Origin of the sequence: Amycolatopsis sp. cg13, assembly GCF_041346965.1 — a bacterium.
Taxonomy (GTDB): Bacteria; Actinomycetota; Actinomycetes; order Mycobacteriales; family Pseudonocardiaceae; genus Amycolatopsis.
Map to the genome: position 1 here is coordinate 5,953,908 of NZ_CP166848.1, position 22,586 is coordinate 5,976,493.

A 22,586-nucleotide genomic window follows, 5' to 3' on the forward strand; every position below is an offset into this window, starting at 1 on the left:
TCCAGCGCGAGGCTGGAAGGGCCGTCTTCAGTGCTGGCCGAGTCAGTCGTCGCCCTCGGGCAACGGCGTTCCGGTCGGCTTCTCGTCGGTCGGGACGTCCGGCTTGGCCGACAGTTCCGCGTCCGATTCGTCGAGCGACGGCGCGCCCGAGGCGACAAGCGCCGGTTCCGGCTTGCGTTTCACCGCGGTGAGCAGCAGCTGCGCGACGTCCACGACCTCGACCTTCTCGCTCGCCAGGCCGTCGCTCTGGCGCGAGGTGACGCCGTCGGTGAGCATCACGCGGCAGAACGGGCAGCCGGTGGCGATCTTCGACGGTGCGGTGCCGAGCGCCTCGTCCACGCGCTCGACGTTGATCCGCTTGCCGATCTTCTCTTCCATCCACATCCGCGCGCCGCCCGCGCCACAGCACATCGATCGGTCGCCGTGCCGCGGCATTTCGCGCAGCTGCGCACCGGACGCGCCGACGAGCTCGCGGGGAGCGTCGTAGACCTTGTTGTGCCGGCCCAGGTAGCAGGGGTCGTGGTAGGTGACGTCCTCGGCGACCGGCGCGACCGGCGTCAGGTGCTTCTCCCGCACCAGGCGGTTCAGCAGCTGCGTGTGGTGCACGACGTCGAACTGGCCGCCCAGCTCCGGGTACTCGTTGGCGAGGGTGTTGAAGCAGTGCGCACAGGTGACGACTACCTTGCGCGCCTTGCGTTCCCGGCCCTCGAACACCGAGTTCAGCACCTCGACGTTCTGCTGCGCCAGCATCTGGAACAGGAACTCGTTGCCCGCGCGGCGAGCCGGGTCACCGGTGCAGGACTCCTCCGAGCCGAGCACGGTGTACTTGACGCCCGCGATGTGCAGCAGTTCCGCGACGGCGCGGGTGGTCTTCTTCGCGCGGTCCTCGAACGCGCCGGCGCAGCCGACCCAGAACAGGTACTCGGCGTCGCCGAGGTCGCCGTCGAACACCGGGACCTCGAAGTCGAGGTCCTCCGTCCACTGCAGACGGTCCTTGGCGTTCTGGCCCCACGGGTTGCCCTTGTTCTCCAGGTTCTTGAACATGCCGTTCAGCTCCGTGGGGAACGACGACTCGATCATCACCTGGTAGCGGCGCATGTCGACGATGTGGTCGACGTGCTCGATGTCCACCGGGCACTGCTCGACGCACGCACCGCAGGAGGTGCAGGACCACAGGACGTCCGGGTCGATGACGCCGCCGTCGTCGCCGACGAGCGCCTTCTGCGACTCCGCGATCGCGAGGACGTCGATGCCCGCGTACATGTTGTCGCCGGACAAGCCGACCTCGTCGCCAGCCATGTCGCGCTTACCGCCCGCGAGCAGGTACGGCGCCTTCGCGTAGGCGTGGTCGCGAAGCTGCGTGATGAGCAGCTTCGGCGACAGCGGTTTACCGGTGTTCCACGCCGGGCACTGCGACTGGCAACGGCCGCATTCGGTGCAGGTGGAGAAGTCCAGCCAGCCCTTCCAGCTGAAGTCCTCGATCGCGCCGACGCCGAAGGTGTCCTCGTCCGGATCAGCCTCTTCGAGGTCGAGCACCTTGCCCTTGCTCATCATCGGCTTGACCGCGCCGAGCGCGACGCCGCCGTCGGCCTCGCGCTTGAAGTAGATGTTGAAGAACGCGCTGAACCGGTGCCAGGCGATGCCCATCGTCATCGTGCGGGCGACGACGATCAGCCAGACCGTCGCGCTCATCAGCTTGATGAAGGCGAACACCGAAACCAGCGCCGCGCTCGAGGGCAGCAGCTCGCTGAGCGGGTTCGACACGAACGCGGCCCAGGTCGGCGTCTCGTGGACGTGCATCGCGGCCTTGCCCGCGCGCACGCCGATGATGCCGATGCCCTCGACGATCACCACGGCCTCGACGAAGTAGGCCCACTTGAAGTTCGAGCCCGCGAAGCGCGACAGCCGGTCGGCCCGGCGCGGGTGGTTCAGCTGCCGGATGATCGCGAGCGCGACGCCGCCGACGACCGTGCCGACGCCGAGCAGCTCCATCAGGAGGCTCCACAGCGACCAGTCCTCGAGGATCGGCCAGCCCCAGGTCGGGACGAACACCTCGCCGTAGGCCTCGAACAGCGCGAGCGACCCGATCAGGAAGCCCCACATGACCAGCCAGTGCCACGGGGCGACCTGGCGGAACTTCGCCATGCGGGTGTGTGCCGCGAACTCCTTGATCAGGGTCATCAAGCGCGCCATGAACGGGCCGTTGCGGGTCGCGTCCGGCTGGCCGAGCTTGATCACCCGCACGAAGCGGGCAATGGTCGCGATGAACATTCCCCAGGCGACGATGCCAAGGAGGACGGAAATCCCCCCGAGCGTCAGCTGTACAGCGCCCATCGTCGGGTGCCTTTCGTCCGGTGTGGTGGTGCCGCCGCGCGAGCGCGCCGGTGCCGAGCAGGGTAACGCTTCTTACTGATGGGTAACCGGTCCGACGGTCCCAAGTCCCACCGATGTGGTGCACGCCTCGCTAGCAAGTGGGACGATCGTTCAGGTACTTTGTTTTGCTATGGGTGCTTACTTGTACCTCGCTTTGGCCATCGCCGCAGAAGTGACCGCCACTGTTTCGCTCAAGCTTTCCGAGGGCTTTTCGCGCCTGACGCCCTCGATCCTCGTGGTTGTCGGGTACGGCTTGGCGTTCTTCGCGCTGTCGCGGGTGCTGAAGCTCGGGCTGCCGATCGGGGTGGCCTACGCGATCTGGGCCGCCGCAGGCGTGGCGCTGGTCGCGCTGGTCGGCGTGCTGTTCTTGAAGGAACCGATCAACCTCGCGGTGATCTCCGGGCTGGTGCTCGTAGTCGGCGGGGTGGTGCTCATCGAGGTCGGGAGCCAGTCGTGAAAATCCAGACCGACGGCCGCAAGATCCGCGGCGAGAAGCGGCGGACGGAGATCATCGAAGCGACCCTGCGAGTGATCGAACGCGACGGCGTCGCTGGGGTCACGCATCGCACGGTCGCTGTGGAAGCCGGGGTGCCGACGACGTCCACGACGTACCACTTCTCCTCGCTGGACGACCTGCTCGTGGCGACGCTCATCTCGTGCGCGCGAGACATGGCGACCGAGGTGTACTGGATGATCGACCGCGCCCGCTCGCGCGGCAGCCGCGGTGCCGAAGAGGTGGCTGGCCTGCTCGCCGAGGCGTTGGGTCCACGTCGCGGCCGCACGATGGCCGAGTACGAGCTGTACCTGCTGGCTGCGCGGAAGCCGGAGTTGCGCCCGGCCGCGCGCCGCTGGCTGGACGTCCTGACGTCGATGGTCCGGCACGACGACGAGGTCGCGTTCCGGGTATTTCTCGCGGGTATCGACGGCCTGCTGATCCAGGGACTGATCGACGACGAGCCGCCTTCCGCCGAGGAACTGCGGCCGGTGGTGGACTATCTCCTCAAGCCCGCCTGAATTCGGTGGAGTTTCCGGAAGCCGGTCGGATAGCTTGCCGGGCATGAGGGTCGTGGGTGAATACGAGGTCGACGACCGGCGGGAACGGCTCGACCTCGACGTGCTGTGGCAATTCCTTTCCACCGAGGCCTATTGGGGCCGATGGCGGACGCGCGAACAGGTGGAAGCGGCGATCGCCGGATCGTGGCGGGTCGTCGGGGCCTACTCGCGCGCGGACGGACGGCAGGTCGGCTTCGCGCGAGCCTTCTCCGACGGAGTGACCTCGGCGTATCTCGGCGACGTGTTCGTGGTCGAGTCCGCGCGCGGCAGCGGGCTGGGCAAGGAACTCGTGCGCGAGATGATCGACCACGGGCCGGGCGCGCAGTTCCGGTGGATGCTGCACACGGCGGACGCGCACGGGTTGTACCGGCAGTTCGGGTTCGAGGAGCACACGAAGGGCCGGTTCCTCGAACGCGAGGGGGCTAACCGGGAGTCTCTCCGGTAGGTCCATTGTGGACGGAGAGGGCGGCGGCCACGACGTCCCGGATCAACGTGTCGCCGGGTGCGCAGTTCACCAGCAGCTGGTCCAGGTCTTCCTCGCCGAACCAGGCGCAGTGCGGGTGCTTGTCCCATTCCAGGACCGGGCGCGCCAGGTCGCCTTCTACCTCGATGAGGTAGAAATCGCCGACCTCTTCGCCGTCGTCGAGCGGCCACTGGTGGCGGCCGAGGTTCCCGACCACGCGGCGCAGCCGCCAGCCCGTTTCCTCGAAGACCTCGCGGGTGAGCGCTCCCAGCGTCGTCTCGCCCGGTTCGAGGTGGCCGCTCACGACGTCCCACGTGCTCGGAAACCGCGGCCGGTCCGGGCTCCGGAACTGCACGAACGCGCGGCCGTCGGCACCGAGGACCACTCCGCCCGCGGCGTCGGGCAGAGGTTGCGGAAAGACCACGCCGTCCGCAACCTCCACCGTCGGCTCCCCCATCGAACCTTCAGCCCTTGTTCTCGTAAACCGGCACCAACGTCGCCCGTCCCAGCGTGTGCCCGAACATGTTGAACCCCAGGAACGCGGGCGTAGCGTCCTCCGGAACCTCCAACGTCTCCACATCCAGCGCGTGCACCACGAAGAAATACCGGTGCGGCCCGTGCCCAGGAGGCGGCGCGGCCCCCAGGTACTGCTTCACTCCGCCGTCGCCCTTGAGCGAGACCGCGCCCGAAGGCAGTCCCGACCCTGCGGCGTCCCCCGCCCCCGACTCCAGCGAAGTCACCGAGGCCGGGATGTTGAACACCGCCCAGTGCCAGAAACCGCTGGCCGTCGGGGCGTCCGGGTCGTAAACCGTCACCGCGAAGCTGCGGGTGCCTTCCGGGAAGCCTTCCCACGCCAGCTGCGGCGACCGGTCCTCGCCGCCAGCGCCGAAGATGCCCGACAGCTGCGGCTGGGCCAGCGTCTCTCCGTCGGCGATATCCGTGCTGCGCAGGGTGAACGAGGGAACCGACGGCAGGTAGTCGTACGGATTGGGCGGCTGGGGCATGGGTTCCTCCTGATCCACGGGGCTCTCCGGCCGCCAGGTTAGGACCCCGGGTTGAGCACCGCCGCCTCAGGGATGTTTCGGGGGGTTTACCGGATGTCCCCGGGGGTCCGCACCTTCTAACGTCTCTCGAGACAGCCGAGAGTGGTACTGAGGGGAACAGACATGGCACGCCCGCTTCTGGCACTGGCCGGCATCGCGGTGATCGGCGTTGGGGTGGCGATCGGATTCGGCGGGTGGGGGTTCGGGTCCACGGTCTCGCGGGACGCGACGCTGACGCAGGAGATCCGCTCGGTGAAGCTGGAGAACGGCTCCGGCGACGTGACCATCCGCACCGCGCCCGGCGCGGCCCGGGTGCATCAGACCCTTCGCTACCACTTTAGCGGCCAGCCCGGCGACGCTTACCGCGTCGAGGGCGACCAGCTCGTCATCCTCGACTGCGGCCGCAACTGCACCGCCGACATGGAGCTGATCGTCCCGGCGGGCATCCCGGTCACGGGCACCTCCGACTCCGGCACGCTGGACTTCGCGGGCGTCGGCAGCGTCGACGTCACCGCCGATTCCGGGCGGGCGCAGGTACAGGACGTTCCCGGGCTGGTCAAGCTCCAGCTGGACAGCGGCGCCGCCGAACTGCACAACGTCGGCGAGGTGCAGGTGCACAGCCAGTCCGGCCGGATCGAGGGCGACGGACTGCGCGGGCCGGTCGACGTCTCCGCGGGCAGCGGGCGGATCGCGCTCACGCTCAGCCAGCCCAATGCCGTCAAGGCCCGCGCCGACTCCGGCCGGATCGCGCTGACCGTGCCGCGTAACGGGTCCTACCAGGTCACCGGCAACAGCGAGAACGGCAACCGCAGCATCGACATTCCGCAGAACTCCGGCCCGGACACGAAGACGCTCGAGCTGACCACGGACAGCGGCAGCGTCACCGTCAAGGCCGTCTGAAGGGGAGAACAGACACATCATGCGCAAACTCGAAACGCGGCTGCTGGCCGCGGTGCTGGCGGGCGCGGTGGGGGCGTTCGCGATCACCGCGGCGATCGGCCACTCGCCTGAGCCGCAGGCCACGACTCCGGTCGCGGTGGTGGAAGTTCCGGTACAGCAGGGGGTGGTCCGGAACGCCGAAACCGTCGTGCTTCGTACGGCCGCCGAGGACCGCGCCGCGCAGGTGCGCCGGGCATGAACCTTGCCGCAGCTGTGCTGGCCGCGCTTCCACTGGTCAGCGCACCGACACCAGCGTTGGCCTGGACGCCGTGCGGGACGGAGCAGGAACCGACCGCGCAGTGCAGCCAGATCGAGGTGCCGATCGACCGCGCTCATCCGGAGACGGGTGTCGCGCACATCCCGCTCACCCGGCTGCCCGCGGCCGACCCGAAGCACCGGATCGGTTCGCTGCTGGTCAATCCGGGCGGGCCGGGCGGATCCGGGGTCGGCTTCGTGCGCTTCGGCGGACTCGACACCAAGGTGATCGGCTCGGCGCGGAAACCGTTGCGGGACCGCTTCGACATCATCGGCTTCGATCCGCGCGGAGTGTGGTTCAGCGATCCGAAGATCAGCTGCGACCAGTCGAAGCTGTACGACCCGAAGATCGGCCTCTTCCCGGCCACGAACCAGCAGTACGACGCCTTCGTCGCGCACAACCGCGCGGCGGGCGAGGACTGTCTCGCCAAGACCGGCCCGATGCTCGGGCACGTCGACACGCAAAGCGCCGCCGAGGACATCGACGGGATCCGCGGTGCGCTCGGCGAGCAGAAGATCTCCTGGCTCGGCGTCTCCTACGGCACCGAACTCGGCGCGGTGTACGCGTCGAAGCATCCGGACCGGGTGCGCACGATGGTGCTCGACGGCGCGGTCGACCACGCCCGGCCGATGTGGCAGGCGATGATCGAGGAAGCCGCCGCGACCGAGGACTCCTTGCTGCGCTTCGCCTCGTGGTGCGACCGCTCGACCGACTGCGCGCTGCACGGCAAGAGCGCGCTCGCCCGCTACGACGACCTCGTCACCCACGGCGCGTACGCGAAAGCGTTGGGCCGCAAGGCAACCGGCGAGGAACTGGCCTCCGGCGCGTATGGCCACCTCTATCTTCCGGCCGAATGGCCAGCCCTGAGCCGCGCGCTGGCGGACCCGGACGCGAGCGCGCTCGCGACCAACTCGTCGTTCGCGAGCGACACCTACGGCGCGTACCGCTCGATCGGCTGCCAGGACTTCCCGTCGCCGTTCACCGGCCCGGCGGACCTGCGCGCGGCGGCGAGGACGATCCGCGCGGTCGCCCCGCACAGCTGGCGCTACACCGAGTACTGGGATCTCTCCGCGGGCTGCACCGGATGGCCGGTTCCCGCGTTGAACCCGCCGCAGCCGCATCCGGTGCACGGGGCTCCGCCGGTTCTCGTCGTCGGCGGTGCGCACGACCCGGCGACGCCGTTGCCGTGGGCGCACGGGCTCGCCGCGAGCATCGAGGGATCGACGCTGCTCACGTACCTCGGCGACGGCCACACCGGGCTGCTCAACTCCGAGTGCGTGCGGCGTGCCGAGGCCAGGTATCTGGTGAGTGGCGTCACACCACCGCGGGGCGAATTCTGCGGGTGAACCCGGGAACAAGTTCGGGTGGTTGCCCGTTATCCTGAGAGCAAGGTTGAGTGCGGTCGGCTCAAGTCTGATGGGCCGGGCCGAGCGCGAGACCGGCGGAACCTGCTAAGAAGGTACTCAAGAGTGCCTCGAAACCGCAGGTCACGAACATAGCATCAGTACCGGAGAAGAACACGAGAGGAAGCACCATGGCGCGAGCGGTCGGCATCGACCTCGGCACGACCAACTCGGTCGTCGCCGTCCTTGAGGGCGGCGAGCCGACGGTCATCGCCAACTCGGAAGGCTCCCGTACCACCCCGTCCATCGTCGCCTTCGCCAAGAACGGCGAAGTGCTGACGGGCCAGCCGGCGAAGAACCAGGCCGTCACGAACGTCGACCGCACGATCCGGTCCGTGAAGCGGCACATCGGCACCGACTGGAAGACCGAGATCGACGGCAAGGGCTACACGCCGCAGGAGATCAGCGCCCGCGTGCTGATGAAGCTCAAGCGCGACGCCGAGGCCTACCTGGGCGAGGAGATCACCGACGCGGTGATCACCGTCCCGGCCTACTTCGAGGACGCGCAGCGCCAGGCCACCAAGGAGGCCGGCCAGATCGCGGGCCTGAACGTGCTCCGCATCGTGAACGAGCCGACCGCGGCCGCGCTGGCCTACGGCCTGGACAAGGGCGAGAAGGAACAGACCATCCTGGTCTTCGACCTCGGCGGCGGCACGTTCGACGTCTCGCTGCTGGAGATCGGCGAGGGCGTCGTGGAGGTGCGCGCCACCTCCGGTGACAACCACCTCGGCGGTGACGACTGGGACGAGCGCATCGTCACCTGGCTGGTCGACAAGTTCAAGGCCACCAACGGCATTGACCTGACCAAGGACAAGATGGCGCTGCAGCGCATCCGCGAGGCGGCCGAGAAGGCGAAGATCGAGCTGTCCAGCTCCAACTCCGCCAGCATCAACCTGCCCTACATCACGGTGGACGGCGACAAGAACCCGCTGTTCCTCGACGAGACGCTGTCGCGCGCCGAGTTCCAGAAGATCACCTCGGACCTGCTCGAGCGCACCCGCCAGCCGTTCAACAACGTGATCCGGGACGCGGGCATCGCGGTCGGCGACATCGACCACGTGGTCCTCGTCGGCGGTTCCACCCGCATGCCGGCGGTGTCCGAGCTGGTCAAGGAGCTGACCGGCGGCCGCGAGCCGAACAAGGGCGTGAACCCGGACGAGGTCGTCGCCGTGGGCGCCGCGCTGCAGGCCGGCGTGCTCAAGGGCGAGGTCAAGGACGTCCTGCTGCTCGACGTGACCCCGCTGTCGCTGGGCATCGAGACCAAGGGCGGCGTCTTCACCAAGCTGATCGAGCGCAACACCACGATCCCGACCAAGCGGTCCGAGATCTTCTCGACGGCGGACGACAACCAGCCGTCGGTGCAGATCCAGGTGTTCCAGGGCGAGCGCGAAATCGCCGCGGCGAACAAGAAGCTCGGCATGTTCGAGCTGACCGGTCTTCCGCCGGCCCCGCGCGGCGTGCCGCAGATCGAGGTCACCTTCGACATCGACGCCAACGGCATCGTGCACGTGACCGCGAAGGACCTCGGCACGAACAAGGAACAGTCGATGACGATCACCGGCGGCTCCGCGCTGCCGAAGGACGACATCGAGCGCATGGTCAAGGACGCCGAGGCGCACGCCGAAGAGGACAAGAAGCGCCGCGACGAGGCCGAGACCCGCAACCAGGCCGAGACGCTGGTCTACCAGACCGAGAAGTTCGTCAAGGACAACGAGGACAAGCTGCCCGAGGACCTCAAGGGCAAGGTGAAGTCCGCGATCGACGAGGCGAACGAGGCGCTCAAGGGCACCGACTCGGCCAAGATCCGCGAGTCCATCGAGAAGCTGAACACCGCTTCGCAGGAACTGGGCAGCGCGCTGTACGCGAACGCCGGTGCCGAAGGCGCCCCGGGCGCTGAGGGCGCGGCCGGTGCCGCTGGTGCGGCCGGCGACGCTCCGAAGTCGAAGGCGGACGACGTGGTCGACGCCGAGATCGTGGAAGAGGACGAGAAGAAGTGACCCCCCGCCACTCCGAGACCGAGGGTCCTGGCCCCGAGGAACCGGTAGTCGTGCGGGATCGGCGACGGGTGGACCCGCAGACCGGCGAGGTCCGCCCGCCCGCCGCGGAGGAAGCTCCGGCCGGTGAGGAGCCCGTGCAGCACGCGGGCCCCTCGCTGGGCGATTCCGTGGACGAAGCGGTTCCGGCCGCCTCGGACGTCGAAAAGCAACTGTCCGAGCGCACTGCCGACCTGCAGCGTCTGCAGGCGGAGTACGCGAACTACCGCAAGCGAGTCGACCGCGACCGCGAGGCCGTGGTGCAGAGCGCGAAGGCGTCCGTGGTCGGCGATCTGCTGCCGCTGCTGGACGACCTCCAGCGCGCGGAGCAGCACGGCGACCTCACCGGCGCGTTCAAGGCGGTGGCCGACAAGCTGGTCAGCAGCCTGGAGCGGTCCGGTCTGGAGGCGTTCGGCACCGAGGGCGAAGAGTTCGACCCGAGCGTCCACGAGGCCGTGCAACACAGCACGTCCCCGGACGTGAAGGGCCCGACGGTCACCCTCGTCATGCGCCGCGGCTACCGCTTCGGCGAGCGGGTGCTGCGGGCGGCGCTGGTCGGCGTGACCGACCACGAGCCCGGCGAGGCTCCCGCGCAGCAGCCGGTCGATCCGCCGGTGGGCGGCGAACTGCCGCTCGACGGTTCGGTCGATGAGTCCGGCCAGCAGTAACACTCGGTTTGCAGCGAAAGGAGGAGACACCCGATGAGTGCTCGGGAGTGGATCGGCAAGGACTTCTACAAAGAGCTGGGTGTCTCCTCCGACGCGACCGCGGACGAGATCAAGAAGGCCTACCGCAAGCTGGCCAAGGAAAACCACCCGGACGCCAACGCGGGCAACACCGCGGCCGAGAACAAGTTCAAGGCCGTGTCCGAGGCGTACGGCGTGCTGTCCGATCCGGCCAAGCGCAAGGAGTATGACGAGGCGCGCACGCTCTTCGGCTCCGGCGGCGCGGGCGGATTCGGCGGCTTCCCCGGCGGTGGCGGTGCGGGCGGCTTCGACATGAGCGACCTGTTCAACCAGGCCGGCGCACAGGGGCAGCAGGGCGGCTTCGGCGGGCTCGGCGACATCCTCGGCGGCATTTTCGGCCGCGGCCGGGGCGGTGCCGCCGGAGCGACGGCGAACCGGCCGCAGCGCGGCGCGGACGTCGAGACCGACGTGCGGATCGACTTCCTCGAGTCGGTGAAGGGCGCGACGCTGCCGTTGCGGCTGTCAAGCCCCGCCACCTGCAGCACGTGCGGCGGCAACGGCGCGAAGCCGGGCACCTCGCCGCGGGTCTGTCCGACCTGCAGCGGATCCGGGCTGGTCAGCCGCAGCCAGGGCGCGTTCGCGTTCTCCGAGCCGTGCCAGGACTGCCGCGGCCGGGGCAAGATCATCGACGACCCGTGCCCGGAGTGCGCGGGCGAGGGCATCAGCACCCGCACCCGCACGCTCACCGTGCGCATCCCGCCGGGCGTGAAGGACGACCAGCGGATCCGGCTGGCCGGCCAGGGCGAACCCGGTCGCGGCGGCGCGCAGGCGGGCGACCTGTACGTACGCGTGCACGTGGCTCCGCACAAGCTGTTCGGGCGCAAGGACCTCAACCTCACGCTCACCGTGCCGGTGGACTTCACCGAGCTCGCGCTGGGCACCACGGTCACGGTGCCGACGCTCGAAGGCAAGGTGTCGCTGAAGGTGCCCGCGGGTACCGCGAGCGGCCGAGTGTTGCGAGTGCGCGGAAAGGGCATTCAGAAGCGGGACGGCGCGCAGGGCGACCTGCTGGTCACGCTGGAGGCGGCGGTCCCGGCGAAACTCGACGACAAGGCGCGGTCGGCACTCGAGACCTACGCCGAGGCGATGAAGGGCCACGACCCGCGGCCCGAGATCACCGAGTTGCTCGAAGGCAGGTGAGGTCGATGTTCGGCGGCAATCCGGGACTCCCGCACGGCGCGGACGAGGACACCCCGGTATTCGTGATTTCGGTGGCGGCCCAGCTTTCCGGGCTGCACGCGCAGACGCTGCGTTCCTACGACCGGCACGGCCTGGTCTCGCCAGGCCGCACCGCCGGCGGCGGACGGCGTTATTCGATGCGCGACATCGCCTTGCTGCGCGAGGTCCAGCGCCTGTCGCAGGAGGACGGCGTCAACCTGTCCGGCATCAAGCGGATCATCGAACTGGAGAACCAGGTCGACGCGCTGCAGTCCCGGGTGCACGAGCTGACCGAAGAACTCGCCGCCGCCTACGTGGCCGCCGAACGAGCCGCCGCTGCGGTGCACGCGTCCTATCGCAAGGATTTGGTGCCAATGCAGCAGAACACCGCGCTGGTGGTCTGGAAACCCAAGCGCCGCTGACTGTGTCGTGAGTGGCGAGCACGGTGAGAACCGTGCTCGCCACGCGCTAGCCCCAACCCCCTCCCGCCGCAGCCGGAGGGGGTTTTTGCTGCCCTGGCTGGCCCCGCCCCGGAAGGCCGCGCGCCGGGAGTGCCCGCTCCGAAAGGCTCCTGGGGTGTCCGCTCCGGAAGGCCGTCCGCCCCAGAACGCCCCGGTACCCCGCCCCGAAACCCCTCCGCACGGCCAGGTCCGCGAGCCCCGCGTCTTGGGGCTGGGTTTTCACGAGGCCTACGCACCCGCCGCCGCGAGAGGACCTACTGTCCTAACTGGACTCCCGCCCCGAGCGTCCGCAAATCCGCGAACGCCTCATCCAGATAGTCATCCAGCCCTCGCGTGGGATCGCTGATCCAGGCTTGCGTCGCGTGCTGGAACGTCGCCCACCCGGCATGCGCGGCCAGCCGGGCCAGCCGATCCTCGACACCGCGCTTCCGCAACGCTTCCGCGAGCGCTTCGGCGAGCGTCGCGGCCTTGGCCAGGTTGCGTTCCCGCAGCGTCGGCGTCGCCGCGATCAGGTCGCGCCGGGGTTCGGCGAACGGGAGATTGCGCTCCATGATCCGCCCGGTCTTCTTGAAGGCGCGCAGCAGGATTTCCAGCGGTGCCAGGCCTTCCGGGGCTTCGGCGACCGACTGGGTCAGGTCATCGCGCAGGTCGGCTTCGCCGTCGAAGAGCACCTCGCGCTTGTCCGGGAAGTGCCGGAAGAACGTCCGCTCGGTGACGCCTGCCCGGGCCGCGATCTCGGCAGTTGTCGTCTTGTCGAACCCGTTTTCCCGGTACAGCTCCAGCGCCGCCTGCTTGAGGCGGCCGCGCGCTTCCGCTCCGCTCCGTGGCACTTCCTGAGCCTACCCGGAGGTTGTGCCAGTGACTGACACCACATTGCGTCAGTCACTGTCGCTACGCGTAGAGTCAGCGACTGACACTAAGGAGCCTTTCATGCACTTCTTCGTCACCGGCGGATCCGGCCAGACCGGTCCCGCCGTCGTCGCCGAGCTGGTCCGGGCCGGGCACAGGGTCACCGGCTTGGCTCGCTCGGACACGTCCGCCGCGCGGCTGGAGTCGCTCGGCGCGACGCCGCATCCCGGTGCGCTCGACGATCTCGACAGCCTGCGCCGCGGTGCCGAAGCCGCCGACGGCGTCCTGCACATGGCCCAAGGCGGCAGCTACGCCGATCCGGACGACCTCATCCGCCGCGACTGCGAGGCGATCGACGCGCTGGGCCAGGCGCTGGTCGGCACCGGAAAGCCGTTCGTCAGCACCTCCGGCACTTTGGTGCTGAAGGCCGACCAGGTCAGCACCGAACTCGACCCGGCCGATCCCGGCTCGGTGGCCTATTTCCGGATCCCCGGTGAGCAGACCTGCCTCGGTTTCGCCGATCAGGACGTCCGGGCCAGCGTCGTGCGGCTCGCGCCGACCGTGCACGGACCACGCGACCACGGCTTCATCCCGGCGCTCATCGCAGGTGCGCGGCGGGCGGGGGTTTCGGCGTACATCGGCGACGGCACGAACCGGTGGCCAGCCGTCCATCGCGATGACGCTGCGGTGCTTTTCCGCTTGGCACTGGAGAAAGCACCTGCGGGGAGCATGCTGCACGGGGTCGGGGAAACCGTCGAGATCAAGAGCGTCGCGGAGAAGATCGCGCAACTGCTGGAGATCCCCACGGCATCCTTGACGCTCGAAGAAGCCGCCGAACACCTCGGGAACCCGTTCCTGGCAAGATTCTTCTCGCTCGACGTGCCCGCCTCCAGCACGCACACCCAGCAGTTGCTGGCTTGGCAGCCGAACCACCCCACGCTGCTGGAGGACCTGGAGACGGGCGACTACTTCACCCCGGAAGCCAGCGAACGCGCCGAGGCGGTGTGGCGCTAGTTCCGCGTCCGCACCAAGCCGGATTCGTACGCGAAGATCACCAGCTGCGCGCGGTCCCGGGCGTTGAGTTTCGCCAACAGCCGTCCGATGTAGGTCTTCACCGTCGCCATCGACAGCCGCATCCGCTCGGTAATCTCCACATTGGACAGTCCACTCGCGACCAGCGTGAGCACCTCGCGCTCTCGCGGGGCCAAGGCGGCGACGTCCGCGCGCGGCGGGGCGTCCGGGATCCGCGCGAACTGCGCGACCAGTCGCCGGGTGATGGACGGGCCGAGTAACGCGTCGCCGGAAGCCACCACGCGCACCGCGGCGCACAGGTCGGCCGGGCGGGTGTCCCTGAGCAGGAATCCGGTCGCGCCTGCGCGCAGCGCGGCGAACACGTGCTCGTCGAGGTCGAACATGGTCAGCACCAGCACTCGCACGTCCGGGACTCGTTCACCGATCAGCCGAGTGGCCTCGATGCCGTCCATCACCGGCATCCGGACGTCCATCAGCACCACGTCCGGCTTTTCGGCCACGGCTAGCTCGACTGCCTCGGCACCGGTCGCGGCTTCGCCGATCACGGTGAAGTCCGGTTCGCTGTCGAGCAGCACCCGGAAACTCCCGCGCAGCAAGGCTTGATCGTCGGCGACGACGACGCGGATCTGGTCAGGCATCGGCGCACCGGAGCGTGGCGGCGACGCGAAACCCGCCGTCCGGGCCTGGACCGGCGACCAATTCGCCGCCGTAGAGGGCGACGCGTTCGCGCATGCCGGTCAGCCCGTGGCCGAGCCGCAGTTCGCCGATCGGCGCCGCGCCGTCGTCGGTGACCTGGATCCGGATCTCCTCAGCGGCCACCGCAACCACCACCTGACACCGGGCTGGTGCGGCGTGTTTCACCACGTTCGTCACCGCTTCCTGCACGATCCGGTACGCGGCCAGCGCGACCGGTTCCGGCACCCGCGCGGTGCCGAGGACGGACAGTTCGACGTCGACCCCGGTTTGCCGGGCGCGTTCGGCGAGGTGCGGCAACGCGGCCAGCGGATCGGCTGGGGTTTCGTCGGTCTCGTCGCGCAGTACGTGCAGCAACCGCCGCATCTCGCCGAGCGCCGCGCGGCTGGTCGCTTCGATCACCCGCAACGCGTCGCGCGCCTCCTCGGGCCGACTGTCCGCGACGTGGTTGGCGACACCCGCTTTCACCGCGATCAAGCCCATCCCGTGCGTGACGACGTCGTGCAGTTCGCGCGCGATCCGGACGCGCTCGTCGACCAGGATCCGATGTTCGCGTTGCCGTTCCTGCCGCGCCGTCTGCGCGCGCCGGGACCGCAGCGCTTCGGCAAGCCCCCACGTGAGCAACGCCAGCGGGACACCGAACGCGTACCACCACTCCCCAACCACCGCGGTGGCCGCCGACATCGCCGCAACCCCGGCCGCAGCAGGCAAAGCACGCGGCGGCCGCACCAGATACAGCACCAGCGCCGAGCCGACGAACGGATCCCACAGCAGCCCGAAAGCCGCTGCGGACGCGGAAACGACCGTGGTGCCGATCAAGATTGGCACCGGAGCCCGCCGCCGCAGCAGCACCGCGGCGGCGATGAGCGTCGCGACCACCGCGGACACCGGCAGCCGCCAGGGCTCCTCGTCGATCAGCAGGTTCCCGGCAAGCCCGACGTCCGTGACGAGGAGACCTGCCGCCAGCGCGACGTCGCTCACTCGCAGAGGGGACATAACACCAACGTTAGCCAGTGCGGCGGGCGCGCACATCGTGCTGTGGTGGGTCATCCCCTGGTTTAGTTCCGTGGCGTGGAACTGTCCGCCCCGGGCCGATGTGCGCGGGGTGTCCGGACGGGCACGGTGAGCGGCATGTCGACCTTTCCCGGCCCTCGCCTCGGCGGAGCGGCGCTCGTGCTCGGCCCGGTGCTCGTGCTCGCCGGCGTGCTGCTGCGCCTGCCGTACCCGTTCTTCTTTCCGCATCAGCTCGCCGCGACCGTGCAGCATCCGGTACAACTGACCGCCGCCGCCACCTGTTTCCTCGCCGGTCAGGTGGTTCTTCTCTTCGCAGTGTCCACAATGGTCCGCCAGATCGCGGCGACGAAGCCCCGCTGGGCGGCGTGGTCCGGCGCGCTGGTGCTGATCGGTCTGGTCGAGCGGGTCTTCCATGCCGGATTCGACCAAGCCGCAACGGATCTCGCCCGGCATCGCGGAGCGGACTACGCGACCGCGTTCGTCGCGGACGCCTACGGCGATCTCCACCTGTTCAGCTTCTTGTCGTTCACGATCATGTTCGGCTGGCCGCTGCTGGCTTTCGCGGCTTATCGCGCCGGAGTGCTCGGCCCGGTACGCGCAGTGGCCCTTGCCGCCATGACCGCCCTGCCGCTCGGAGTCCTCAAAGGAACGACGATGTGGTCGATCGCCGCCGCGGCCGGGCTCTGCGTGGCGCTCGTACCGTCCGGCATCCGGCTGCTGAAAAGTGCCGAGCGTCCGGACCGACGCACCTTCGGCCTGGCGTGCCTTGGCGCGGCCGCCGTCGGGGCGCTCGGTTACTTGAGCACGCTGGGCTGAAGGTGTTCCTCGAAGAACGCCATGACACGCTGCCAGGCGTCGGAATCCGAGGGCTCGTGATAGCCCATCCCAGTGACCTTCGCGAGCGCGGCCAGCGGCGCGGGCCGGTAGTGATTCGCGAAGCCGTGCCCGGCGTCTGGGTATTCCTTGACGTCGTGCGGGATTCCGCGTTCAGTGAGCGCGGCGTCGAGCTTGGCCGCGGCCCCGCGCAGCGAGTAGTCCTTGCGGCCGAAGCTGCCGACGATCGGGCAGGCACCGTCCAAAGCGGACAGATCCTTCGGCAGCGCGCCGTAATACGGAGCGGAAGCGTCGAACTCCCGCGAGGCGGCCACCAAAGCGAACCCGCCGCCCATGCAGAAACCGACGACGCCGACCTTGCCGGTCGCGTCGTCCCGTCCGGCGACGAGCACGCGCGCCGCCTCGATGTCCGCGAACGCCCGGCCCTCGCGGGCGAACATGTCCTGGAACGTCCGCTTCACGCACCGAAGCATGCCGCCGCGCGAGTACAGATCGGGGCTCAGCGCGAGATAGCCCGCCGCCGCGTACCGGTCGGTGATCTCGCGCGCGTCCTGGTTCAGCCCGAACACGTCGTGGATCAGCACGACCGCCGGGAACAGGCCGTCGCCGGACGGCACCGCGAGGTAGCCGTCGATTTCCCCGTCCGCCACCGGAATCCGGATGTCCATGGGCTCAGTCCGCGGTGAACGGGTCGTACTGGATCTGGTCCAGCGCGCTTCCCGCGACCAGCATCCGGGACACCGTCGCGCGGATCATCGCGGGCGAACCGGACACCAGGATGTCGTGGTCCGGCCACGCGCCGTACCGGGTGACCGCCTCGGCGAGCGTGCCGTGTTCGCATCCGGGCAGGTGGTCGCCGCGTTCGACGACCGGGGTGATGGTGAGCCACGGGTTGGTCGCCGCGAGCGCGCGCAGTTCTTCCAGGTCGTAGAGGTCTTCGCGGGTCGGCCCGCCGTAGAACAGCCGCGTCTTGGGGTTCTCGCCCCACAACGCGAGGTGGTCGAGGATCGACCGCAGCGGCGCGACCCCGGTGCCGCCGGCGACCATCAGCACCCCGCGCGACTGTTCGCGGTTCACGTTCATCCGGCCCAGCGGCGGGCCGAGCCGCCAGACGTCGCCCGCCTGCGTGTGGCTCACGATCGCCCGGGACACCCAGCCGCCGTCGACCGCGCGCACGTGGAATTCGATGCCGCCGTCCTCGCGCGGCGCGTTCGCCGGCGACAGATACCGCCACAACCGCGGCCGCTGCGGCACCTCGACGCTCATGTACTGGCCCGGCGAATACGGCACCGGCTGGTCCGGGATCACCCGCACCAGCGCGAGATCCCAGGTGAGCCGCCGGTGCTCGACCACGGTGGCCGACCACGACGCCGGGTTCTCGTCCGCCGCCGCGGCCTCCTGCATCGCGCGCGCGACGATGGTGAACGCCTCCGCCCACGCACGCTCGACCTCCGGCGTCCACTCCGGGCCGAGGTGGTTCTTCAACGCGGCCAGCAGCGCGGTGCCGACAGCCTCGTAATGCTTGGGGGCGACGCCGAACTTGCGGTGGTCGCGGCCGAGCTGGCGCAGGAACGGCAGCAGGTCGTCCGGCCGGTCCACCATCTGCACCACGCGGGCCAGCGCGCGGATGATCCGACCGCCCTGCACTTCCATGTTGATCGGGAAGAAATCGCGCGTGGCGGGCGCGAGGGTGAAGAGCATCCCGTAGAAGAACTGGGAGATCTCCGGGGCGTACGGCTCCGACTTGGCCCAGGTGTCGCGGATGAGCTGCACCATCGCGACGACGGCCGCCGGCGCCTGTCGGGGCGCGGCCGAGGTCCGCGGGAGCGGGCTGATCGAATCGGCTGTCATCGGGCTGTCGTCGTTCATGGGTCGGGACCGGAGGCCGGGGGGCTGGGAGGGGATGGTCACGAGAGCAGGGCGGTCGCGGTTGTCGGATTCGGCTCGCGCGGTCGCGCGGGGGAATTCGCCACTCCTGCTCCTCGTTGTCCTTGGACGTGCTCGCCGCGTCGGCTCCGCGGGGCGTCTGGTCCGCAGAGTAGCCGCACTGAGGCGGAATGCCCGCATCGTTGCTCCGGTCGGGTTACCGGCCGGTCAGGACGTGGGGCAGCTCACCGATTAGATAGTTGCCCTACGCAACCTTCGGCGACTAAACTTGTAGAATACAAGCAAGTGGGCACCGGCCCTGGAGGAACGATGAGCCCAGCTGACGACGTGCGGCTCGAACTGCTGCGGGAGCTGAAGGCGTCCGCCCAGCTCCAGCACCTGTGGATCATGCAGGCGTGGCAGAACGAGCCCGGGCTCCACCCGGCCTCGGCGATGCTGCTGTCCGACCTCGCCAAGCACGGCGAGGCCCGCCCGTCCGAGGTCGCCAAGCGCAGGTTTGTCGACTTGTCGGTGATCAGCAGGCAGATCGCCCAGTTGCAGGCCGCCGGGCTGATCCAGCGCCGCCCCGCCCCCGAGGACGGCCGCGCGTCGCTGATCAGCGTGTCCGAAGCCGGTCTCGAGCGGCTCGAACTGTGGCGGAAGCAGTATCTCGAATTCTTCGAGACGGCACTGGGCGGCTGGGACGAGGCGCGGATCGAGGGCCTCACCTCTCAGCTCGCCGAACTGAACGAAGGTCTGCGCGCGACGCTCGGCCCGTCCGGGTACTGCGCCGGCCAGGCCCCGCACGCGGGAAAGTGAAGTAGCGAATAGTGGAAACCACCGCTTCCGGGCAGCCGATGACGCACCGGGAAATCCTCAAGGCCTTCACCGGCCTGCTGCTGGCCCTGCTGGTGGCGTTGCTGTCGTCGACCATCGTGTCCAACGCGCTGCCGACGATCCTCGCCGACCTGCACGGTTCCCAGAGCGAGTACACCTGGGTCGTCACCGCGACGCTGCTGACGTCGACCGCGACCACCCCGATCTGGGGCAAGCTGTCGGACCTGTTCAGCAAGAAGCTGCTGTACCAAATCGCGATCGTCGTCTTCACCGTCGGCTCGGCGCTGGGCGGGATCGCGCAGTCGATGCCCGAACTGATCGCCTACCGCGCGCTGCAGGGCATCGGGCTCGGCGGGCTGCAGGCGCTGATCCAGGTCGTGATCGCGGCGATGATCGCGCCGCGCGACCGCGGCAAGTACTCCGGCTACACCGGCGCGGTGTTCGCCGTCGCGACCGTTTCCGGCCCGCTGATCGGCGGCCTGATCGTGGACTCGCCGCTCGGCTGGCGCTGGTGTTTCTGGGTTTGCGTGCCGATCGCGGTGATCGCGTTCATCGTGCTCGGCCGGACGCTGAAGCTGCCGGTGCTCAAGCGGAAGGTGCGGATCGACTGGCTGGGCGCGACCCTGCTGGTCGGCGGCGTCGCGCTGCTGCTGATCTGGGTTTCGCTGGCGGGCGGCAGCTTCGGCTGGGTTTCGTGGTCGAGCGCGGCGTACGTCGGCGGTGCGATTGTCGCGCTGGCGCTGGCGGTTCTCGTCGAATCCCGGGTCGCGGAGCCAGTGGTTCCGCTGCGGCTCTTCCGCAACCGCACCTTCACGCTGGCCGTGCTCGCCTCGCTGGCGGTCGGCACCGCGATGTTCGGCGGTTCGGTGTTCCTCGGGCAGTACTACCAAATCGCGCGCGGTTTCTCGCCGACGCACGCCGGTCTGATGACGCTGCCGATGGTGCTGGGCCTGGCGGTCGCCTCGACTGGAGCTGGGCAGATCATCTCCCGCACCGGGCGCACCAAGCCGTTCATGGTCGCGGGCGGGATTTCGCTGCTGGCCGGGCTGTTCCTGCTCTCGACGGTGGACCACGCGACGAACCTGACGCTGATGGGCGGTTACCTCGCGCTGGTCGGCATCGGGCTGGGCTTCCTGATGCAGAACCTGGTTTTGGTAGTCCAAAACACGGTGGCGATGAAGGACATCGGCTCGTCGTCCTCGGTCGTCACGTTCTTCCGGTCGCTCGGCGGCGCGGCGGGCGTGTCCGCGCTCGGTGCGGTGCTGGCCGCCCGGGTGGCCACGAACATCGCGAACTCCCTGTCGCAGATGGGCATTCACACTGGCGGCGCGGTTTCCGGCGGTGGCGGGACGTTCGCCATCTCGTCGCTTCCGCCGGCGCTGCAGCCGGTGGTGCGCGGGGCCTTCGGCGACGCGACCGGCACGGTGTTCTTTGTCGCGGCCTGCATCGCGGTGGTCACCTTCGTCGCGGTGCTGTTCATCAAGGAGATTCCGCTGCGCCGGACGCTCGACGCGGACTCTCCGGCCCCGTCCGCGGCTGCTGTCTCGGTCGAGGCGGTGTCTGTGGTCGAAGCTCCGGTCGAGATGACCACTGTGCTGCGCGGACGGGTTCTCGACGCGGGCGGTCGTCCAGTGTCCGGTGTCGTGCTTACGCTCACCGACATGGCGGGGCGTCAGGTCGACGTCGGGCGTACGGGACGTACTGGCGCGTACGAGCTGTCGGCGAACACGGTGGGAGAGCACGTGCTTCTCGCGACTGCTGGCTCGACGCGGCCTGCGGTGTCGACCGTGCGGCTTAACGGCAACGCGCGTTGGCACGACTTGCTGTTGGACAGCCAAGGTGCCATCTCGGGTCGCGTACGCGTCGCTGGTCGGCACGCCGCCGTCGCAGGCGCGGTACTGACTCTCACCGACCGCTTGGGCACTGTCACCGCGACGCACATCGCGGGCGGCGATGGCGCGTACCGCTTCACGGGAATCGAACCGGGCGCCTACACGCTCACGGTGTCCGCGCACGGATATACGCCGCACGCCGAGCCGATGACGGTCGGCGATGGTGCGGCCGCACAGCATGACGTCGAGCTGAGCGAAGCTGCCGAGCGAGAGTTCGTTAGGCACCAAGGAACACTCAGCGTCGACTAAAGGGGCTCGTGAGTGTTTGTCCCGGTTCAAGCCCGGGACAGCCACTCACGAGCTTTCTACTGGGAGTGGCATTTGCCGACAAGCGATGCGCCCTCCCGGCCCTGCCTCGTCCCCCTTCCCCAGAGGTAGCGTCGAATATGTGACGCGAAGCAGGGTCGCGATGTTGCTGGCTATGGGGATCGACAACTTCGGTTCCGGACTTTTCCTTCCGCTCGCACTGCTTTACGTGACGCGGGTGATCGGAATCCCGCTCGTCGAAGCGGGCACGGCGGTCACTTTGGGCACCACGGCAGGGCTTCTCATGCCGCCGCTCGCCGGACGGCTGGTGGATCGCGCCGGCCCGAGAACCGGAGTTCTTGCGGCGCAACTGTTGCAGGCTGCCGGAATCAGCGCGTATCTGTTCGCGCACGGCATCAGCGGCGTTGTGGTGGCCGCCATCATGCTTGGTGCCGGGCAACAATTGTTCTACAGCTGCCTGTTCGCGCTCATCTCCGAAGTCGCCGGAGACGTGCCGAAGGACCGGCCGTTCGCCGAAGTCGGGATGGTGCGCGCGGGCGGATTCGGGCTCGGCGGGCTGATGTCGTCGGTACTGCTCACCTGGTTCGGCGACCACGGCTACAGCGTCGCGCTCGTCGTGGACGTCCTGACTTTCCTCGCGGCGGCGGGTCTCATCGCGGTGTTCATCCCTCCTGGCCGCCGGTTCGCGCCGGTGGTCCGCGTGCGAAGCGGAGTGCTGCGCAACCGGCCGTACCTGACGTTGATCCTCTTGAGCGGCCTGTTCGGGCTGTCGCTCGATTTCTTCCTCATCGGCACCCCGGTGTTCGTGCTCGACCGGCTGCACGCGCCGACGTGGCTGCCCGGCGCGATCTTGTTCCTGCTGACCGTGCTCACCAGCGCCGGCGGCACGGTCGCGCTCCGGCTCACGAGAGGCCTCAGCCGGATCAGCGCGATGCGGGCCGGGTCCGCGCTGTTCGCCGCCTGGTGCCTGACGAGCGTCGGCGTGCTGCTGGTGCCGCGAAGCTGGCAAGTGCCGTATCTGCTCGCCGCGACGCTCGTGTTCGCCGCCGGTGACCTGGTGTTCGGGCCGCGCTCCGGCGCGCTCGCCGAGGCCGCCGCGCCGCCCGAAGCGAAGGGCCGTTACCTCGCCGCGTTCCAATACGCGTTCACTGTGGCTCAGGTGCTCGCTCCGGCGATCGTGTCGTTGTTTTCCGTGGCGGCGTGGTTACCCTGGGTCCTGGTCGGGGGTTGCGCTTGCCTCGCGGCGCTCGGGCTCGGCAGGCTGGGACCGAGGCTGCCCGCGGCCGCGGTGGCACCAATTCAGAGTTGAGCGGAACAGACTCAACTTTGCTGACGTTATATCTGTCGACGGGCCTTGGTCGGGCCTGTCACCAG

Annotated in this window: 23 protein-coding genes; 15 read left to right on the forward strand and 8 right to left on the reverse strand. The window is 69.1% G+C overall.

Annotation, left to right across the window (positions count from 1 at the left end; translation table 11 throughout):
* Positions 1 to 42: 42 nt before the first annotated feature.
* Complete coding sequence (locus AB5I40_RS27675; protein ID WP_370932999.1) at positions 43 to 2,334, reverse strand: (Fe-S)-binding protein; 2,292 nt, start codon at positions 2,332 to 2,334, stop codon at positions 43 to 45.
* Positions 2,335 to 2,503: 169 nt separating this feature from the next.
* On the opposite strand from AB5I40_RS27675, the gene AB5I40_RS27680 reads away from it, so the two are divergent.
* Genes AB5I40_RS27680 through AB5I40_RS27690 form a run of 3 tightly spaced genes read left to right on the forward strand, consistent with a single transcriptional unit; the run spans position 2,504 to position 3,871 of the window.
* Positions 2,504 to 2,830 carry an SMR family transporter gene (locus AB5I40_RS27680; RefSeq protein WP_344287597.1) on the forward strand — a complete coding sequence of 109 codons (327 nt, stop codon included), beginning with the start codon at positions 2,504 to 2,506 and terminating at the stop codon, positions 2,828 to 2,830.
* Positions 2,827 to 3,387, forward strand: a complete 561-nt coding sequence (locus AB5I40_RS27685) for a TetR/AcrR family transcriptional regulator (RefSeq protein WP_370933001.1) — start codon at positions 2,827 to 2,829, stop codon at positions 3,385 to 3,387. The genes AB5I40_RS27680 and AB5I40_RS27685 overlap by 4 nt, the downstream gene beginning before the upstream one ends.
* A gap of 43 nt (positions 3,388 to 3,430) precedes the next feature.
* Complete coding sequence (locus AB5I40_RS27690) at positions 3,431 to 3,871, forward strand: GNAT family N-acetyltransferase (protein WP_370933003.1); 441 nt, start codon at positions 3,431 to 3,433, stop codon at positions 3,869 to 3,871.
* Here AB5I40_RS27690 and AB5I40_RS27695 read toward each other — a convergent pair.
* Both AB5I40_RS27695 and AB5I40_RS27700 read right to left on the reverse strand, forming a co-directional pair.
* Entirely contained in the window at positions 3,849 to 4,346 is a 498-nt protein-coding gene (locus AB5I40_RS27695) for an NUDIX hydrolase (RefSeq protein ID WP_370933005.1), read from the reverse strand. The two genes, AB5I40_RS27690 and AB5I40_RS27695, sit on opposite strands and share 23 nt — an antisense overlap.
* 7 nt (positions 4,347 to 4,353) lie before the next feature.
* Positions 4,354 to 4,893, reverse strand: coding sequence for a YbhB/YbcL family Raf kinase inhibitor-like protein (locus AB5I40_RS27700; RefSeq protein WP_370933007.1), 540 nt, complete (start codon positions 4,891 to 4,893; stop codon positions 4,354 to 4,356).
* Between the two features lie 162 nt (positions 4,894 to 5,055).
* Between AB5I40_RS27700 and AB5I40_RS27705 the strand changes: the two genes are divergently transcribed.
* The 7 genes from AB5I40_RS27705 to AB5I40_RS27735 all read left to right on the forward strand — a co-directional run bounded on the left by AB5I40_RS27705 (position 5,056) and on the right by AB5I40_RS27735 (position 11,889).
* Positions 5,056 to 5,832: a DUF4097 family beta strand repeat-containing protein gene (locus AB5I40_RS27705; protein ID WP_370933008.1), complete on the forward strand. Its 777-nt coding sequence runs from the start codon at positions 5,056 to 5,058 to the stop codon at positions 5,830 to 5,832.
* 19 nt (positions 5,833 to 5,851) lie between these two features.
* Positions 5,852 to 6,070 carry a hypothetical protein gene (locus AB5I40_RS27710; protein ID WP_370933009.1) on the forward strand — a complete coding sequence of 73 codons (219 nt, stop codon included), beginning with the start codon at positions 5,852 to 5,854 and terminating at the stop codon, positions 6,068 to 6,070.
* On the forward strand, positions 6,067 to 7,473 hold the full coding sequence (locus AB5I40_RS27715; protein WP_370933011.1) for an alpha/beta hydrolase: 1,407 nt from the start codon (positions 6,067 to 6,069) through the stop codon (positions 7,471 to 7,473). The genes AB5I40_RS27710 and AB5I40_RS27715 overlap by 4 nt, the downstream gene beginning before the upstream one ends.
* Positions 7,474 to 7,661: 188 nt before the next feature.
* Entirely contained in the window at positions 7,662 to 9,527 is a 1,866-nt protein-coding gene (dnaK, locus tag AB5I40_RS27720; protein WP_370933012.1) for a molecular chaperone DnaK, read from the forward strand.
* Positions 9,524 to 10,231, forward strand: coding sequence for a nucleotide exchange factor GrpE (grpE, locus tag AB5I40_RS27725; protein ID WP_370933014.1), 708 nt, complete (start codon positions 9,524 to 9,526; stop codon positions 10,229 to 10,231). Before dnaK ends, grpE begins: the two co-directional genes overlap by 4 nt.
* 33 nt (positions 10,232 to 10,264) lie before the next feature.
* A complete protein-coding gene (dnaJ, locus tag AB5I40_RS27730) occupies positions 10,265 to 11,449 on the forward strand; it encodes a molecular chaperone DnaJ (RefSeq protein WP_370933015.1) in 1,185 nt (394 codons plus the stop codon).
* Positions 11,450 to 11,454: 5 nt separating this feature from the next.
* Complete coding sequence (locus AB5I40_RS27735) at positions 11,455 to 11,889, forward strand: heat shock protein transcriptional repressor HspR (RefSeq protein ID WP_370933017.1); 435 nt, start codon at positions 11,455 to 11,457, stop codon at positions 11,887 to 11,889.
* Between the two features lie 293 nt (positions 11,890 to 12,182).
* Here the strand turns inward: AB5I40_RS27735 and AB5I40_RS27740 are convergent, their stop codons facing one another.
* A complete protein-coding gene (locus AB5I40_RS27740; protein WP_370933019.1) occupies positions 12,183 to 12,758 on the reverse strand; it encodes a TetR family transcriptional regulator in 576 nt (191 codons plus the stop codon).
* A gap of 100 nt (positions 12,759 to 12,858) precedes the next feature.
* Here AB5I40_RS27740 and AB5I40_RS27745 point away from each other — a divergent pair, with 100 nt between their 5' ends.
* Positions 12,859 to 13,791, forward strand: a complete 933-nt coding sequence (locus tag AB5I40_RS27745; protein ID WP_370933020.1) for an SDR family oxidoreductase — start codon at positions 12,859 to 12,861, stop codon at positions 13,789 to 13,791.
* Here AB5I40_RS27745 and AB5I40_RS27750 read toward each other — a convergent pair.
* On the reverse strand, positions 13,788 to 14,447 hold the full coding sequence (locus AB5I40_RS27750) for a response regulator (protein ID WP_370933022.1): 660 nt from the start codon (positions 14,445 to 14,447) through the stop codon (positions 13,788 to 13,790). The genes AB5I40_RS27745 and AB5I40_RS27750 overlap by 4 nt on opposite strands.
* The gene (locus tag AB5I40_RS27755) at positions 14,440 to 15,498 is read right to left on the reverse strand and encodes a sensor histidine kinase (RefSeq protein ID WP_370933024.1); all 1,059 of its coding nucleotides are present in this window, start codon (positions 15,496 to 15,498) and stop codon (positions 14,440 to 14,442) included. Before AB5I40_RS27755 ends, AB5I40_RS27750 begins: the two co-directional genes overlap by 8 nt.
* Before the next feature lie 135 nt (positions 15,499 to 15,633).
* Between AB5I40_RS27755 and AB5I40_RS27760 the strand changes: the two genes are divergently transcribed.
* On the forward strand, positions 15,634 to 16,332 hold the full coding sequence (locus AB5I40_RS27760) for a hypothetical protein (RefSeq protein ID WP_370933026.1): 699 nt from the start codon (positions 15,634 to 15,636) through the stop codon (positions 16,330 to 16,332).
* Here AB5I40_RS27760 and AB5I40_RS27765 read toward each other — a convergent pair.
* A complete protein-coding gene (locus tag AB5I40_RS27765) occupies positions 16,311 to 17,018 on the reverse strand; it encodes a dienelactone hydrolase family protein (protein ID WP_370933027.1) in 708 nt (235 codons plus the stop codon). The two genes, AB5I40_RS27760 and AB5I40_RS27765, sit on opposite strands and share 22 nt — an antisense overlap.
* A gap of 4 nt (positions 17,019 to 17,022) precedes the next feature.
* A complete protein-coding gene (locus AB5I40_RS27770; RefSeq protein WP_344287647.1) occupies positions 17,023 to 18,201 on the reverse strand; it encodes a globin domain-containing protein in 1,179 nt (392 codons plus the stop codon).
* Positions 18,202 to 18,546: 345 nt separating this feature from the next.
* On the opposite strand from AB5I40_RS27770, the gene AB5I40_RS27775 reads away from it, so the two are divergent.
* The 3 genes from AB5I40_RS27775 to AB5I40_RS27785 all read left to right on the forward strand — a co-directional run bounded on the left by AB5I40_RS27775 (position 18,547) and on the right by AB5I40_RS27785 (position 22,521).
* Complete coding sequence (locus AB5I40_RS27775) at positions 18,547 to 19,035, forward strand: MarR family winged helix-turn-helix transcriptional regulator (protein WP_370933028.1); 489 nt, start codon at positions 18,547 to 18,549, stop codon at positions 19,033 to 19,035.
* A 38-nt stretch (positions 19,036 to 19,073) separates the two neighbouring features.
* The gene (locus AB5I40_RS27780) at positions 19,074 to 21,194 is read left to right on the forward strand and encodes an MFS transporter (protein ID WP_370940619.1); all 2,121 of its coding nucleotides are present in this window, start codon (positions 19,074 to 19,076) and stop codon (positions 21,192 to 21,194) included.
* Positions 21,195 to 21,333: 139 nt separating this feature from the next.
* Positions 21,334 to 22,521 carry an MFS transporter gene (locus AB5I40_RS27785; protein WP_370933030.1) on the forward strand — a complete coding sequence of 396 codons (1,188 nt, stop codon included), beginning with the start codon at positions 21,334 to 21,336 and terminating at the stop codon, positions 22,519 to 22,521.
* The last annotated feature ends 65 nt before the right edge of the window (positions 22,522 to 22,586 follow it).

Coding starts and splice junctions, on each gene's coding strand:
- AB5I40_RS27675 (WP_370932999.1), bottom strand. CDS start 2,334: ATGGGCGCTGTACAGCTGACGCTCGGGGGGATTTCCGTCCTCCTTGGC.
- AB5I40_RS27680 (WP_344287597.1), top strand. CDS start 2,504: ATGGGTGCTTACTTGTACCTCGCTTTGGCCATCGCCGCAGAAGTGACC.
- AB5I40_RS27690 (WP_370933003.1), top strand. CDS start 3,431: ATGAGGGTCGTGGGTGAATACGAGGTCGACGACCGGCGGGAACGGCTC.
- AB5I40_RS27695 (WP_370933005.1), bottom strand. CDS start 4,346: ATGGGGGAGCCGACGGTGGAGGTTGCGGACGGCGTGGTCTTTCCGCAA.
- AB5I40_RS27700 (WP_370933007.1), bottom strand. CDS start 4,893: ATGCCCCAGCCGCCCAATCCGTACGACTACCTGCCGTCGGTTCCCTCG.
- AB5I40_RS27705 (WP_370933008.1), top strand. CDS start 5,056: ATGGCACGCCCGCTTCTGGCACTGGCCGGCATCGCGGTGATCGGCGTT.
- AB5I40_RS27710 (WP_370933009.1), top strand. CDS start 5,852: ATGCGCAAACTCGAAACGCGGCTGCTGGCCGCGGTGCTGGCGGGCGCG.
- AB5I40_RS27715 (WP_370933011.1), top strand. CDS start 6,067: ATGAACCTTGCCGCAGCTGTGCTGGCCGCGCTTCCACTGGTCAGCGCA.
- dnaK (WP_370933012.1), top strand. CDS start 7,662: ATGGCGCGAGCGGTCGGCATCGACCTCGGCACGACCAACTCGGTCGTC.
- dnaJ (WP_370933015.1), top strand. CDS start 10,265: ATGAGTGCTCGGGAGTGGATCGGCAAGGACTTCTACAAAGAGCTGGGT.
- AB5I40_RS27735 (WP_370933017.1), top strand. CDS start 11,455: ATGTTCGGCGGCAATCCGGGACTCCCGCACGGCGCGGACGAGGACACC.
- AB5I40_RS27745 (WP_370933020.1), top strand. CDS start 12,859: ATGCACTTCTTCGTCACCGGCGGATCCGGCCAGACCGGTCCCGCCGTC.
- AB5I40_RS27750 (WP_370933022.1), bottom strand. CDS start 14,447: ATGCCTGACCAGATCCGCGTCGTCGTCGCCGACGATCAAGCCTTGCTG.
- AB5I40_RS27755 (WP_370933024.1), bottom strand. CDS start 15,498: ATGTCCCCTCTGCGAGTGAGCGACGTCGCGCTGGCGGCAGGTCTCCTC.
- AB5I40_RS27760 (WP_370933026.1), top strand. CDS start 15,634: ATGTCGACCTTTCCCGGCCCTCGCCTCGGCGGAGCGGCGCTCGTGCTC.
- AB5I40_RS27765 (WP_370933027.1), bottom strand. CDS start 17,018: ATGGACATCCGGATTCCGGTGGCGGACGGGGAAATCGACGGCTACCTC.
- AB5I40_RS27770 (WP_344287647.1), bottom strand. CDS start 18,201: ATGACAGCCGATTCGATCAGCCCGCTCCCGCGGACCTCGGCCGCGCCC.
- AB5I40_RS27775 (WP_370933028.1), top strand. CDS start 18,547: ATGAGCCCAGCTGACGACGTGCGGCTCGAACTGCTGCGGGAGCTGAAG.
- AB5I40_RS27780 (WP_370940619.1), top strand. CDS start 19,074: ATGACGCACCGGGAAATCCTCAAGGCCTTCACCGGCCTGCTGCTGGCC.